The organism is Beijerinckia mobilis (assembly GCF_000745425.1).
Classification (GTDB): Bacteria; Pseudomonadota; Alphaproteobacteria; order Rhizobiales; family Beijerinckiaceae; genus Beijerinckia; species Beijerinckia mobilis.
Map to the genome: position 1 here is coordinate 69,431 of NZ_JQJH01000003.1, position 13,582 is coordinate 83,012.

At 54.6% G+C, this 13,582-nt stretch carries 15 protein-coding genes; 11 read left to right on the top strand and 4 right to left on the bottom strand.

Translation table 11 applies throughout. The annotated features are described in order from the left end of the window. The first annotated feature begins 11 nt into the window (after window positions 1–11). The 4 genes from acpS (at window position 12) to era (ending at window position 3,127) form a co-directional block, all read left to right on the top strand. Complete coding sequence (gene acpS / locus DL88_RS04345; protein ID WP_034992519.1) at window positions 12–431, top strand: holo-ACP synthase; 420 nt, start codon at window positions 12–14, stop codon at window positions 429–431. Window positions 432–662: 231 nt separating this feature from the next. Further along, window positions 663–1,469: a signal peptidase I gene (gene lepB / locus DL88_RS04350; protein WP_210165270.1), complete on the top strand. Its 807-nt coding sequence runs from the start codon at window positions 663–665 to the stop codon at window positions 1,467–1,469. Further along, window positions 1,470–2,177 (top strand): ribonuclease III, encoded by a 708-nt coding sequence (gene rnc, locus DL88_RS04355; protein WP_034992522.1) that lies wholly within the window; start codon window positions 1,470–1,472, stop codon window positions 2,175–2,177. Then, the gene (era, locus tag DL88_RS04360) at window positions 2,174–3,127 is read left to right on the top strand and encodes a GTPase Era (RefSeq protein ID WP_034992524.1); all 954 of its coding nucleotides are present in this window, start codon (window positions 2,174–2,176) and stop codon (window positions 3,125–3,127) included. Before rnc ends, era begins: the two co-directional genes overlap by 4 nt. A gap of 368 nt (window positions 3,128–3,495) precedes the next feature. On the opposite strand, the gene sugE is transcribed toward era, so the two are convergent. Continuing rightward, window positions 3,496–3,810, bottom strand: a complete 315-nt coding sequence (gene sugE / locus DL88_RS04365; RefSeq protein ID WP_034992526.1) for a quaternary ammonium compound efflux SMR transporter SugE — start codon at window positions 3,808–3,810, stop codon at window positions 3,496–3,498. 215 nt (window positions 3,811–4,025) lie between these two features. Between sugE and DL88_RS04370 the strand changes: the two genes are divergently transcribed. Then, the gene (locus tag DL88_RS04370; RefSeq protein ID WP_084704927.1) at window positions 4,026–5,603 is read left to right on the top strand and encodes a GMC oxidoreductase; all 1,578 of its coding nucleotides are present in this window, start codon (window positions 4,026–4,028) and stop codon (window positions 5,601–5,603) included. A gap of 158 nt (window positions 5,604–5,761) precedes the next feature. Here the strand turns inward: DL88_RS04370 and DL88_RS04375 are convergent, their stop codons facing one another. Next, window positions 5,762–6,199: a CBS domain-containing protein gene (locus tag DL88_RS04375; protein ID WP_034992531.1), complete on the bottom strand. Its 438-nt coding sequence runs from the start codon at window positions 6,197–6,199 to the stop codon at window positions 5,762–5,764. A gap of 335 nt (window positions 6,200–6,534) precedes the next feature. Here DL88_RS04375 and DL88_RS04380 point away from each other — a divergent pair, with 335 nt between their 5' ends. From DL88_RS04380 to DL88_RS04395, 4 genes are all read left to right on the top strand, one after another. Beyond that, a complete protein-coding gene (locus tag DL88_RS04380) occupies window positions 6,535–7,500 on the top strand; it encodes an aliphatic sulfonate ABC transporter substrate-binding protein (RefSeq protein WP_034992534.1) in 966 nt (321 codons plus the stop codon). Window positions 7,501–7,612: 112 nt separating this feature from the next. Further along, on the top strand, window positions 7,613–8,416 hold the full coding sequence (gene ssuC, locus DL88_RS04385; RefSeq protein WP_051955626.1) for an aliphatic sulfonate ABC transporter permease SsuC: 804 nt from the start codon (window positions 7,613–7,615) through the stop codon (window positions 8,414–8,416). 5 nt (window positions 8,417–8,421) lie between these two features. After that, the gene (locus DL88_RS04390; RefSeq protein WP_370736384.1) at window positions 8,422–9,246 is read left to right on the top strand and encodes an ATP-binding cassette domain-containing protein; all 825 of its coding nucleotides are present in this window, start codon (window positions 8,422–8,424) and stop codon (window positions 9,244–9,246) included. 286 nt (window positions 9,247–9,532) lie between these two features. Further along, window positions 9,533–9,973, top strand: a complete 441-nt coding sequence (locus DL88_RS04395) for a hypothetical protein (protein WP_169741536.1) — start codon at window positions 9,533–9,535, stop codon at window positions 9,971–9,973. Between the two features lie 137 nt (window positions 9,974–10,110). Here the strand turns inward: DL88_RS04395 and ndk are convergent, their stop codons facing one another. Beyond that, a complete protein-coding gene (ndk, locus tag DL88_RS04400) occupies window positions 10,111–10,533 on the bottom strand; it encodes a nucleoside-diphosphate kinase (RefSeq protein WP_034992543.1) in 423 nt (140 codons plus the stop codon). Between the two features lie 236 nt (window positions 10,534–10,769). On the opposite strand from ndk, the gene DL88_RS04405 reads away from it, so the two are divergent. Beyond that, window positions 10,770–11,687, top strand: a complete 918-nt coding sequence (locus DL88_RS04405; protein ID WP_034992546.1) for a LysR substrate-binding domain-containing protein — start codon at window positions 10,770–10,772, stop codon at window positions 11,685–11,687. 23 nt (window positions 11,688–11,710) lie between these two features. Here DL88_RS04405 and DL88_RS04410 read toward each other — a convergent pair whose 3' ends face one another. Further along, window positions 11,711–12,637, bottom strand: a complete 927-nt coding sequence (locus tag DL88_RS04410) for a LysR family transcriptional regulator (protein ID WP_034992549.1) — start codon at window positions 12,635–12,637, stop codon at window positions 11,711–11,713. 110 nt (window positions 12,638–12,747) lie between these two features. On the opposite strand from DL88_RS04410, the gene DL88_RS04415 reads away from it, so the two are divergent. Beyond that, a complete protein-coding gene (locus DL88_RS04415; RefSeq protein WP_034992551.1) occupies window positions 12,748–13,515 on the top strand; it encodes an SDR family NAD(P)-dependent oxidoreductase in 768 nt (255 codons plus the stop codon). The last annotated feature ends 67 nt before the right edge of the window (window positions 13,516–13,582 follow it).

The window sequence follows — 13,582 nt, forward strand, 5'->3', positions numbered from 1 at the left end:
TATGAACGTCGATGATCATCGGTTTCGGCAATGATCTCTGTGATATTCGGCGAATCGAAGAGTCGCTGGAACGATTCGGCGAACGGTTCATCCAACGCTGTTTCACGGATATCGAGCGGAGCAAATCGGAAGGGCGCCCGTCGCGCGCCGCATCCTATGCCAAACGTTTTGCCGCGAAGGAAGCCTGTGCGAAGGCCCTCGGCACAGGCATGACGCAAGGGGTCTTCTGGCGTGACATGGGAGTGGTGAATCTCCCATCCGGCAAGCCGACCATGGCCCTGACGGGAGGAGCGGCGGAACGTCTCGTCCTTTTGACGCCGCCTGGCTATCAGACGATGATCCACCTGACGCTGACCGATGAATTTCCCCTTGCGCAAGCTCAGGTCATTATTGAAGCGCTGCAGCAAACTGATCCGGTAATCCCGCAGTGAGGCGGAGTTGGCTGGGTGAGCGTTATTGTTTTGCTGGATGACAAGATTCTCGTCGGGAAACGGCAATTCCGCGATCCCCTTGCAAGGCGATCCTCAACGCGTGGATGGCGAAATCTGTCTAAATTATCATTATATCATGCGCGTCAGGTGGTCCTGTACCCTTGCATCGCCGCATGCTAAGAGCCGGTAGGCCTGAGTGAGGCAGCGTGGCCAGAGGGCCTGGGAAAGATGATGATGGAGCCGACGCGGTTGGAAGGAAAGAGCGTGGACAAGGGTCTTGGAGCAAAGCCTTCCAAGGAGACCGGAGGCGTCGGCGAAACGGTCAAGGTCATCATTCAGGCGCTTCTGATCGCCCTGGTCGTTCGCACCCTTCTGTTCCAGCCCTTCAACATTCCTTCGGGATCGATGATCCCGACTTTGCTGATCGGTGATTATCTCTTCGTTTCGAAATATGCCTATGGTTATTCGAGCCATTCGCTGCCGTTCAGTCCACCCCTGATCTCCGGCCGGCTGTTCGGCGCGCCCCCCAAGCGTGGGGATGTCGTCGTTTTCAAACTGCCATCGGACGGTCAGACCGATTACATCAAGCGCGTCATTGGTCTGCCGGGCGACAGGATTCAGATGCGTGATGGCCGTCTCTACATCAATGATGAACTCGTGCCGCGCGAGCCGATCGTTCCCTTCCGCACCGAGGATTTTTATGGCCACGTGACAGAGGTGCCGACCTATCGCGAAACCTTGCCTGGCGGAGTCAGCCACACGATCATCGAGATTCAGGGAGACAAGGGTTTTAACGATAATACCCAGGTCTTTACTGTTCCGCCGAACCATTACTTCATGATGGGTGACAACCGCGACAATTCGACAGACAGCCGCGTTGCCCCGGAGGATAAAGGTGTTGGCTATGTGCCTTTCGATAATCTTGTCGGACGGGCTGAAATCATCTTCTTCTCAATCGACAAGGATCAGCCCGCCTGGGCATTTTGGAAATGGCCTTGGACGGTGCGCTGGGGCCGCATTTTCCAAACCGTGAAGTAAATGACCAAACATAAACAAGACCTCGGGCCTTTGGAGCAGCGGATTGGCCATTGCTTCGCCATGCGGGATCTGCTCGCCACGGCGCTGACCCATGTCAGCGTCACCGTCGGTGCGCGCCGTGAGACTTATCAAAGGCTGGAATTCCTCGGCGACCGTGTGCTTGGCCTCGTGATTGCTGAAATGCTTTATGCGACTTTTCCCGATGCCGAAGAGGGGGAATTGTCGCGCCGGCTTGCTGATCTCGTGCGCAAGGAAAGCTGTGCCGAGGTCGCCCTGGAATGGGGAGTCGGACCTTTCGTTCGGTTGGGCGACAGCGAACGCCAGATTGGTACCACCAAGAAAGCTATTCTCGGTGATATATGCGAATCGATCATTGGCGCGGTCTTCCTGGATGCCGGCTATGACGCCGCGCGGCAAGTGATCAGCACGGCCTTCGAGGCAAGAATGCGTTCTCCACGGCGTCCGCTGCGCGATGCCAAGACGGTGTTGCAGGAATGGGCGCAGTCACGCGGCCATGCCACTCCACTCTATCGCGAGATCAGTCGTTGCGGGCCCGATCACGCCCCAGAGTTCACGATAGCAGTCTGCGTACCCGGTTTTGCCGAAGTGCAGGCGAAGGGGCTTTCAAAGCGCCTTGCGGAACAAGCAGCGGCGGCGCATTTTATCGAGCGTGAAGGCATTCAGGAAAAACAAAAGGGCGCTGCGTGACGACCCCGGAGGAAATCCCGAACACTGGCGCGGCGCCACGATGCGGATTTGTCGCGCTGATCGGCGCGCCTAATGCCGGTAAATCGACGCTGATCAATATTCTTGTTGGCGCCAAAGTTTCGATCGTCTCACGCAAGGTGCAGACGACGCGCAGCCTTGTTCGCGGTATTGCGACGGAAGGTTCGGCGCAAATCATTTTCGTCGATACACCCGGCATTTTCGCGCCGAAAAGACGGCTTGATCAGGCGATGGTCTCTTCCGCCTGGGGCGGGGCAGGGGATGCCGATGTCGTCGCCTTGCTCGTTGATGCGCGTAAGGGGATCGACGACGAGGTCGAGGCAATTCTTGAAAAATTGCCTCTGGTTACAGCAAGAAAAATCCTGGTCCTGAACAAGATCGATACGATTGAGCCACCCCGTCTTCTCCAATTGACGGCGGAACTCAATCAGCGCGCGCAATTTTCCGATACGTTCATGATTTCTGCCTTGCGTGGCCATGGCGTCGAGAAGCTCAAGACCGCTCTCGCGGAGATGATGAAGAAGGGGCCATGGCTCTATCCGGAAGATCAGATTTCGGTCGCACCTCTACGGATGCTGGCGGCGGAAATCACGCGCGAAAAGATTTTTGAGCGTTTGCATGACGAGCTTCCCTATCAATCGACGGTCGAAACCGTGCTGTGGAAGGATCTGCCGGATGGTTCCGCGCGGATTGAGCAGACGATTTACGTGATGCGGGAAGGGCACAAAAAGATTGTCATTGGCGAGGGCGGCCGCACGATCAAGGCGATAGGGCAGGCGGCACGCAAGGATATCGCCGAGGCGGCCGAACAGAATGTGCATCTGTTCCTATTCGTGAAAGTGCGCGAAAACTGGACCGAAGATCCCGAGCGCTACCGTGAAATGGGTCTTGAGTTTCCGCATTCGCCAAAGCCGCAGTCAAAACGCAAGTGACTGTGCCCGCGCTTCCTGCAGGCGAACGGGACTTCCGTCATGAATATCGTCGTAGCCGAATGCCGCGGGACGCTCGCGGCTTTGTCCTCATAAATCATTATATTCCAATGGTTTATAATAGTATACAACCTTATTTATTCGGAGTGGTTGTATATGTTGACGATGATCGCTGCGGGAAAGCAGAGTGGATACAATTACGCATGATCGGATGACGATGGCATTATGAGCCCGGCATGTAGGGTTATTCCCATAACGAATAGGAATGTTTGAAGAGGCGATATTCGGTGAGGCCTTGCACTGCGCAATGCTAGATATCCGCTCGAACGTTCCTTGGAAATCATTTCTGGGCCGCTAGCTGATGCGCGCGCTCAGGAAGCGAGTTTCAAGCCCGCAATGCCGGCCAGAACGAGACCAATGCTGGCAAGACGCAGCCATGTCGCAGGTTCATCGAAGAGAAGGATGCCGATAATGACTGTGCCGGCCGCGCCTATACCTGTCCAAACAGCATAAGCGGTTCCAATTGGTAGCGACCTTACGGCGAAGCCGAGCAGGAGGACGCTTGCGATCATAGCCGCCACAGTGATGGCGCTCGGAATGAAAAGAGTAAATCCCTGAGTATATTTGAGGCCGATTGCCCAAACGATTTCAAATAGTCCGGCAATGACGAGAATAAGCCAAGCCATGAGAATTCCAAGGTTTCAGGACAAAGTGGCGCGGCTGCCACTTATATAGGACTGAATATTGACCTGTGGGAGAGCTTGCAACACGCTATTTTTTAATAACTACCTACCGAATCAAAGCAGATGACGCTAAATATTTAATTATAAGCGGAATGCATAATTCAGGTGCATTATATAAGCACTTGTAATGTATGGGTTAATTTAATCGCGAGATAAATATGTTATATGATCTCTCGGGAACGCCAGGGTCTCACCAGTCTATAGAGGCCTCTGTTTGTGTTATTGGCGCGGGCCCGGCAGGTCTGTTGGCGGCAAAGAAACTAAGTGACGCTGGAAAACCTGTTATCGTTTTAGAGAGCGGAGGCGTTAAACCGAATTCGCATTTTAAGTCCTTGAATAATATTAATATACAAGCAGCAACATATAAACGGGCTATCGACGGCAGAGTCCGTTCCCTGGGGGGTACCTCAACTGTTTGGGGAGGTTGTTTGCTTCCGCTTGCGGAGCATGATTTCGAAAAGAGAGATTATATTGGGCTAGAAGCGTGGCCCATCACAAAAAACGACATCGCGCATTACCAAGCCGATATTGAAAAAATTTTCGGAGTTGATTCCACCTCTTACGAGGATGGTATTTTTTCCTCCCATCGCTTGTCTGAAAACTTGCCTCGATCGGCTTATGGCTTAAAGACAAGATGGCCAAAATTCCCAACTTTTAAGAACTACAATGTAGCTGACATTCTCAAAGACGATATTTACAAGAGCAGAAAATTAGACGTTTGGACGAGCGCTACCGTACATGATTTTGATATCAATGTTATGAATGGGAGAGTTGTATCTGTTTCAGCGAAAAATTTTAATGGAAAGACCCTCACAGTCTTTGCTGAAAATTTCATTATTGCCTGTGGGACTTTAGAGGCAACCCGATTGCTGCTTCTGCTTGATAGAAAAGTCGATCAAGGGTTTTTCTCTAAATATAATATATTGGGGCATTATTTCCACGATCACTTAAAAATCGTAGTCGGCAGGCTTTGTAATCGTGAGACACCGGCATCGCAATATCCCTTTATGCCATTTGTCGTGAACAAAACACGGCGTGGTCTGCATTTTGAGACCAGCTTTGAAATGCAGAAACGTTTACAAATTGGTAGTGGCTATCTAACAATGACGAGGAGGGTTTTTGATACTCCGTTATCTGATAATTCAAATGACCTAGTTTACAAAAGATTTATAGGTTTCAAAACGGAAACCAGAAATTGCATCGAAAATCTCACGCCTAAACTCTACTGGAATCATATTATAAATAATAAATTTATGAATAAGCATAGCGACATTGTTGTAGAAATGAGAGTGGAGCAGGTCCCAACGTTTTCATCAACTGTTAGTCTCTCTGAATCCAAAGACGCGTTGGGAATTCCCGAATTACAGCTTCATTGGCTGCGTACATCTGAAGACGAAAAGACGATGCGTGCTGTCATACAAATGGGTAAAGAATATTGGGATTCCATGTCTTTTTCTCGCGCATGGCCTATAAAATGGTTTCTTGATCAAAACTTATGCGATGATTTGATTGAAATATCGGAAGATACCTGCCATCCGGCGGGTTCCGCCCGAATGGGAAATAGCCCTTCAAATTCCGTCGTAGGGCGCGATCTTCGTTGCCATGCTGTTCAAAATCTTTTGGTTGCAAGTGCTGCAGTTTTTCCGACATCCGGGAGCGCCAATCCAACGATGACGGTGATGCAGATTGCGGCTTTGGCAGCTGAGAATGTCATTTACAACAGATTTCTCAAATAATCAGATGCAATAAAATAGTATTTGTCAGAATTGTGGCCGCTATCAAACAGGTTTAATGCAATGCTTTCCTCTCTGAAGCCGCAAGGTTTACGTATGTCCCTGCGACTTCAGATCGTGAAGCTGACGGCAGCTACCTGAGCGACAATATTTTTATTGGCTTAATGCTGGACGTGCTTCCCGCCATGCACGGTGATTTCGCTGAGCGCCACACCGCAGCAGTTTTTTCCCTCGCTGCCGGCGTGAGAAATATCGCCAAGGGAAATGATGCCAACGAGATGTTTGTCACGATTGAGCACAGGCATTCGCCTGATTTGCATCTGACTCATCTTTTGCGCCGCTGCACTGATCTCTTCGTCCTCGAAACAATAGAGAACTTCCTTGCTCATGATATCGCGCACCGGTGTATCCGGGCCTCGGTCGGAAGCGACGGCTCGCATCGCGATGTCACGATCCGTGATCATGCCGACGAGCCGGTCGTTTTCACTGACTGGCAGGAAACCGGCGTCGATTTCCTTCATCATCCTGGCGGCTTCTCCAATGGATTGCGCCGGCGAGGCGATCTTGACATCCTTGGTCATGCAGCTCTGCAGTTTCATGGTGTTCTCCCAATGATGATCCTGCGTGAGTGAAGGAATCGGAGCCGGAGCGCGGCTGAGACGAGATCAAGCCGCAAAGAGTAACCTTCATCAATTCCATCACACTTGCGCGCCGAGACTGATTCCCTTGTTTTTCGCGCGCTCTGGCCAACGGTTTCGCGAACGCCAAGGTTCACGGGACGCGGAAAATTTCATGCATTGGGGTGTCGTCTGGTCCCAGTCATAATTATTGACAAAATTTATAGACTAAAATTATTATCCTCACCCATTGCGTTCTGTCACCAGGTGCGGGCGCCTCTGGCGATAGCGGAACTACACTTGGGATTGGAGGATGAATGCTTCGTCGTGATTTTTTGAGCCTGGCTTTGGCCGGTGGAGCGGCGCTGGCATTCCATCCGGGGAAGGCGGAAGCGGGAGCTGAAGGGGCGATTGGGCCTAGTGAAATCCGCATTGGCTTCCAAAAAGCGGGACTGCTGATTGCGGTCAAGCAGCGCAAAACGCTTGAGACTTTTTTCAATCCCCGCGGCATCGCTATCAAATGGGCTGAATTTGCTTTCGGGCCGCCGATCCTTGAAGGGATCGGCACAGGTAACCTTGATTTCGGCTATACCGGCGATGCCCCGCCGATCTTTGCCCAGGCGGCCGGCGCCGATCTGGTCTATACGGCGGCTCTGCCCCAACATTATTTCGAGGCCGTTCTGGTTCATGAGGATTCGCCCATCCGAACCTTGGCCGATCTGAAGGGCAAGCGTATCGGCATGGCCAAGGCTTCAAGTGCTCATACGACTGTTCTTGCGGCTTTGGCGAAGGCCGGCATTTCTTATGACGAGATCAAACCGATCTATCTGCCGCCAGCCGACGCGGCAGCTGCCTTTGCGCGCGGCAATATCGATGTCTGGGCGATCTGGGATCCTTATGCTGCCTTAGCGCAGCAGGGAAAGGTCCGCCTTTTGACCAGCGGCGCCGAAGTCCACAGCCCGCATCAGTTCTTCCTCGCCAATGGTCATTTCGCGCAAAAATATCCGGCCGTGTTGAACCAGTTGAATGATCGGCTTGCCGAGGAAATTAGATGGGCCTCGACGCACCAGGATGCGCTTGCCGATTTCATCCATGCTGCCAATGGAATTGATCTTGCCGCGATACGCACTGCGAACCAGCGTGCGCATTATAAAATGGTTCCGCTTTCCGAAGAAGCGATCACCAGCCAGCAGAAAGCTGCTGATCATTTTTTCGAGGTGGGACTCTTGCCGAAGCGCATCGTTGTGCGCGACATCGTCTGGAATTGGACTCCCTCTGTTTGAGGGGAATGTTTAAGAGGGCGGCTCGCCTCTCGCATGCGAGAGGTACCTGTCGAAATTTGCTGGGAGCTGGAATGTGAGTGATGCCCCTCTGGCGCTTTCCGCCTCGGAACCTTTGTCGGGACCGAGGGGATCCTGGTTAGCCAAATTTTTCATCAAGATTGATTGGCTCGCCTGGGCCGTGCCGGCCGGTCTGCTCATCGCATGGCAGATTGCTTCTTCGTTCGGATTAATTCCCTCCACTGTGTTGCCATCACCTGCCGATGTCGCGTTGGCTGGCTGGAAACTGGCGGCGTCCGGTGATCTTTTCATCAATATCGGGGTGAGTACCCTGCGTGCTCTGGCTGGTCTCGCCGTCGGTGGCGGTATTGGCTTCGTGTTCGGTTTCGCCAATGGTCTCTCGAAGCTTTCCGAGCGCCTGACCGACACGACCTTCCAGATGCTGCGCAACATTCCGCACCTTGCCCTGATTCCGCTGGTGATCCTGTGGTTCGGAATCGAGGAGGAAGCGAAACTTTTCCTCGTTGCTTTGGGCGTCTTCTTTCCGATCTATCTCAATACGCTGCATGGTATCCGTAACGTCGATCCGCAATTGGTCGAGATGGGCCGCAGTTACGGCCTATCCAGCTTTGCCCTGCTGCGCCGGGTGATCCTGCCAGGCGCCCTGCCGTCTATTCTCGTCGGCCTTCGTTTCGGTCTTGGCGTCATGTGGCTGACATTGATCGTCGCTGAGACGATCGCTGCGCAATCGGGCATCGGCTATATGGCGATGCAGGCGCGCGAATTCATGCAGGTCGATGTCGTCGTCTTTTCCGTGTTGATCTATGCGGCACTCGGCAAGCTGGCCGATTCGACGGCGCGTCTCCTCGAAAAACTTTGCCTAAAATGGCATCCGGCCTTTCAGGATTTGATGGGATGAGTCACATGCGCGAAGCGTCTGCCAGACAGAGGCCGGATTTCGATGGCCTGTTTCGTGAGCCGTCCATCGTGACGGGTGTGGACCTGTCGATCAAGGGGCTCGGCAAAGCCTTCGGCGCGAAACAGATCCTGCGCGGGCTCGATCTCTTCGTTCCCGCCGGTCAGTTCGTCGCAGTCGTCGGCCGTAGCGGCTGTGGCAAGAGCACTTTGCTGCGCCTTGTCGCGGGGCTCGACAAACCCTCCGGCGGCACGATTAGGTTCGGCGGGGAGGAAGCTTCTGTTAAAGGCAACACTCCTGTCCGGGTGATGTTTCAGGAGCCACGGCTTCTGCCCTGGGCCCGACTGCTGGCCAATGTCGAAATCGGGCTGGGCATGCGCAAAAATGCTATGGCAAACAATGAAGCCGCGCTCGAAGCTTTGCGCGCAGTCGGCCTCGGCGACAGGGCGCAGGAATGGCCTTCCCCGCTTTCCGGTGGCCAGAAGCAGCGGGTTGCGCTGGCGCGCGCGCTCGTCAGCAAGCCGCGTCTTCTCGCCTTCGACGAACCATTAGGTGCGCTCGATGCGCTGACACGCATTGAAATGCAGAGCTTGCTGGAGCGGGTCTGGCAACGGGATAAATTCACGGCTTTGCTCGTGACCCACGACGTCGCCGAGGCACTGACTCTAGCCGATCGCGTCATCATGATCGAAGACGGCAAAATCACCTTCGATATCAACGTCGACCTCCCGCGGCCGCGCCATCGTGGATCAGTGGATCTTGCGCTTTTAGAAGAAAGGATTCTCAGCTTGTTGTTGCGCAAGGATGCTGATCAGCCGGAATATGAGATCTAGAATGTCTTCTTGATGGGGCAGTTTTGGAAACCTCAGAAACTGCCCCGAAGTTTGTCACATAGACTTGAACACAGGTGCCTTTCGACCCTCGCCGCAACCGCTTTCCGCTCTTTGTGGGCGACGGGTATCCCGATCAAGCTGTCGTGATTCGCATTGCACAAGAAGTGCAGTCATGCCCATGTGTGAGCAAGCGACGGAGTTGATGCTGAATTGTGTTCAAGGAATGTGTGAAATGATCCCACATAATGGAATCCGAACCAGGAGAACCTTAATTGCCGTTATAGCCGTGTGGTCTGTCGCTCTTTTTTGCCTTCCTGCCGCTGCTCAGCACGGGGGTGGAGGAGGTGGCCATGGTGGCGGTTTTGGCGGTGGTGGATTTGGTGGAGGCCACGGCGGTGGGGGCTATGGTGGAGGCCACGGCGGTGGGGGCTATGGTGGTGGCGGTCCTGGTGGCGGATTTGGAGGCGGCCCCCATGGAGGTGGTTTTCGTGGCGGATGGGGTGGCGGTGGCTGGGGAGGAGGTTGGGGATGGGGCTATGCGCCATACTGGTATGATGGCTATTATCCCTACTACGGCTATTATGGATATCCCTATTCATCCTATGCTTATGGCAGCTATGGCTCATACAGGGATCTGGGCGATTGCTATATCAGGCGCCGTCCAATCTACAGCAAGAAGAATCGTCACCGTATCGTCGGATACAAACGAATAGAAGTCTGTGAGTGAAGAGGCAGCGATACCGGAATTGCCGGGCTTCACTGAATAAGGTGTAAGCGACTCGCCGCCAGCCGCTGACGAAATTGAATCCTGCTGGAAGCAATCAGCAGGATTCAAGAGTGCGTGTTGCAGATCAGCTTTCGCGATCAGCCGACGAGTTCGTTACCGGAGAACCATTGCGCGATTTCGATGGTGGCGGTTTCCGGCGCATCCGAACCATGCGCGGAATTCTCGCCGATCGAGAGGGCGAATTCCTTGCGGATCGTACCGGGGTCGGCCTTGGATGGGTCGGTCGCGCCGAGCACCTCGCGATATTTCTGGATCGCGCCTTCCCCTTCGAGCACCTGGACGACAACCGGACCGGAAATCATCGACTCGACCAGTTCGCCGAAGAAAGGCCGTTCACGATGGACGGCATAGAAGGTCTCGGCCTGGCCCTTGGTGATGAGCACCCGCTTCTGGGCGATGATGCGGAGCCCCGCCTTTTCGATCAAGGCATTCACGGCGCCCGTCAGATTGCGGCGGGTGACATCGGGCTTCAGGATGGAAAAAGTACGTTCGATCGCCATGGAGCAGTTGGTCCCTCTTGTCCGCGACAGCGGAAGACGATTCGCTTATAGACAGAGAGGTTTTTGCGAGCAAGGAGCCGGAGCCGACGCAAGGCTATTTCGCGTGCATTGGTGGTCATTGGCACCCTCCAAATGCTTCCGGGTTTCCAATCATGATGGAACCGAACATCGGCGGCAGACATGACTCATCGTTGTTAGCAATTGTTTTTCGAGTTTCTATTGTCTAAATCTATGAAATGAATCTACGCGATCTTCACTATATCATCGCTGTGGCTAATTATGGCCATTTCGGACGGGCTGCGGACGCCTGCCACATCAGCCAGCCAACCTTGAGCGGGCAAATTCTGAAGCTTGAGGATGAACTCGGCGTGCGCATTTTCGAGCGTGTCGGGAAAAGTGTCTGCGTTACGGCGGCGGGGGAAGAAATTCTCGTCCATGCACGCCGCGCCGTCGCAGCTGCCGAGGATATCATGCGCTGCGCGCGCGCGAGCCGCGATCCGATGGAAGGCGCCCTGCGGGTCGGCGTCATTCCAACGCTCGGCCCCTATCTCATGCCTTTCGTCCTGCCGCGTGCGCGCAAACATCTGCCGGCGACCCCGCTCATGCTTGTCGAGGATTTTACCGACAGGCTGATCGAGCCGGTTCTTTCCGGCAAGCTCGACGCGGTGATCATCGCGTCAGATCCGGAAAAGCCGCAGCTCCTCTCGGAGCTTTTATTCGAAGAGCCCTTTTTTCTGATCGTTCCACGTGATCATCCTCTGGCTGAACGGGAGTCCGTCGCTGCGGAAGAAATCGATCCGCAGACATTGTTGCTGCTGGCTGATGGCCATTGTCTGCGCGATCAGGCGATCGAACTCTGCCGCAATGCGCGGTCACGCGATGATCAGCTCGCGGATATCCGGGCGACGAGTTTGCAGACCTTGGTGCATATGACGGTAGCCGGATATGGCACCACCTTGATGCCGGCGCTGGCATTGCATGATGAACACAGTTTGCCGCCAAGTCTGACGGCGAAGCCATTGACTGGTCCGCATACAGGACGCGGCGTCCGTCTGGTCTCTCGCGCCAGCAACCCGAGACGCAAGGCGGTGGAAGCCTTGGCGAAGCTTATCAAGAGCAGCCTTCCACCGGAAATTCCTCATGTCGCGGCATGAGTCTGGTACCCTAGATTTGTATGTTATCTTTCGCGTGAAGCGGCGACCCTCTTCACGGGCCCCGTGTGGCGGGCATATTCCTTCGCCACCCAATCGATGAAGACGCGCAACCTCAGGGAGAGCTGGCGGCTGCGCGGATAGAGTACAGAAACCGGCGTCGGTGAGGGTGGGGTATCGGGCAGGCATTCCACTAGCGTACCTTCGGCAAGCTCTTGTTCCACGCTGTAACGCGGCACTTGTATGAGGCCGAGGCCCTGTCTGGCGGCGGCCTTGTAAGTGTCGGCGCCGTTGACCGAGAGTGGAGCTGGCAAAGCGACTGTCTTGCGCACACCGTTCACCATGAATTCAAGCGGCAGGATGCCGCCAGTGGCTGAAGAACGGAAGCCGATCATGCGGTGACCGTCGAGTCTGTCCCATCTTCGGGGCGTACCGAAACGGCTGAGATAATCGGAGGACGCAACTGTGGCTTCAGGCAAGACGGCGATGCGTCGCGCGATCAGATCACTTTCGCTTGGTTCGCCGCTGCGTAACACGCAATCGACGCCTTCCCGGATGAGATCGACGAAACGGTCGCCTTCGCTCATGAAGAGTTCGAGATCGGGATAATCTTCCAGAAAGCGTGGCAGGGCTGGCAGGATGAAGCTCCTCGCCTGCGCGCCTTGCACATCGACATGCAGGAGGCCACGCGGCCGCGCGCCGCTGAATGCACTCTCCGCCTCCTCGATCTCATCGAGAATGGTCAGGCAACGCCGGTAATAGGCTTCGCCATCCAGGGTCGCGCGAACCTGGCGCGTGGTGCGCTGCAAGAGCCGTATGCCAAGCCGTGTCTCCAGCTGCTTGACGGCATCTGTCGCCGTGGAAGCGGGCAGGCCGAGGTCCTCCGCAGCACGAATGAAACTTCCGCGCTCGACGATGCGGGCAAAGATACGCATGGCGTCGATTCGATCCATTATGGCTGATTCCCGGATAGTGTTCCTGAAAAGCTACGGATTATCGCAGATGAAGAAAGAGTTATCTCAGCTTTGTCGAGACCGGACTTTCATCACAGAGAGGTTGAGTGATGACGATGAATGACACGAAGATTGCCCTGGTGACGGGCGCCAGCCGGGGGTTGGGGCACAATATGGCCCTTGCGCTTGCCCGGAAAGGTGTCGACGTCATCGGCACTTATCATAGCAACAAGACGGAAGCCGAGGCGACTGTCGCCGCAATCGAGGCGCTTGGCCGCAAATGCGTGATGTTCCATCTCGACACAGGTAATTGCTCGAGCTTCGGTGCCTTTGCCGTCGATGTGAAGCAGGCGCTTGCCGGGAACTGGGGCAGAACGACTTTCGATCATCTGATCAATAATGCGGGCATTGGAATCCATGCTTCCTTTGCCGAAACGAGTGAAGCTGATTTTGACCGCCTGATGAACATCCATGTGAAAGGTGTGTTCTTCCTGACCCAGACTTTGTTGCCGTTGATTGCCGACAATGGCCGGATCGTGAATTTATCGAGCGGTCTGACGCGCTTCAGCCTGCCGGGCTATTCCGCTTATGCGATGATGAAGGGCGCTATCGAAGTGTTGACCCGCTATCTCGCCAAGGAACTGGGACCGCGTGGCATTGCCGTCAATACCGTCGCTCCTGGCGCGATCGAGACCGATTTCGGCGGCGGCGCTGTACGCGACAACAAACAGATCAATGATTTCGTCGCCAGTGTGACGGCGCTCGGACGTCCTGGCGTGCCGGACGATATTGGCCCCGCCGTCGCCTCATTGCTGACCGACGATAACCGGTGGATCAATGCTCAGAGAATCGAGATTTCCGGCGGGATGGTCGTCTGATCCTTGAGAGTGGGGTCATGCACAAAAGAAGCGGCGGTGAAGGTTTTCACCGCCGCTTCTTTTGCAT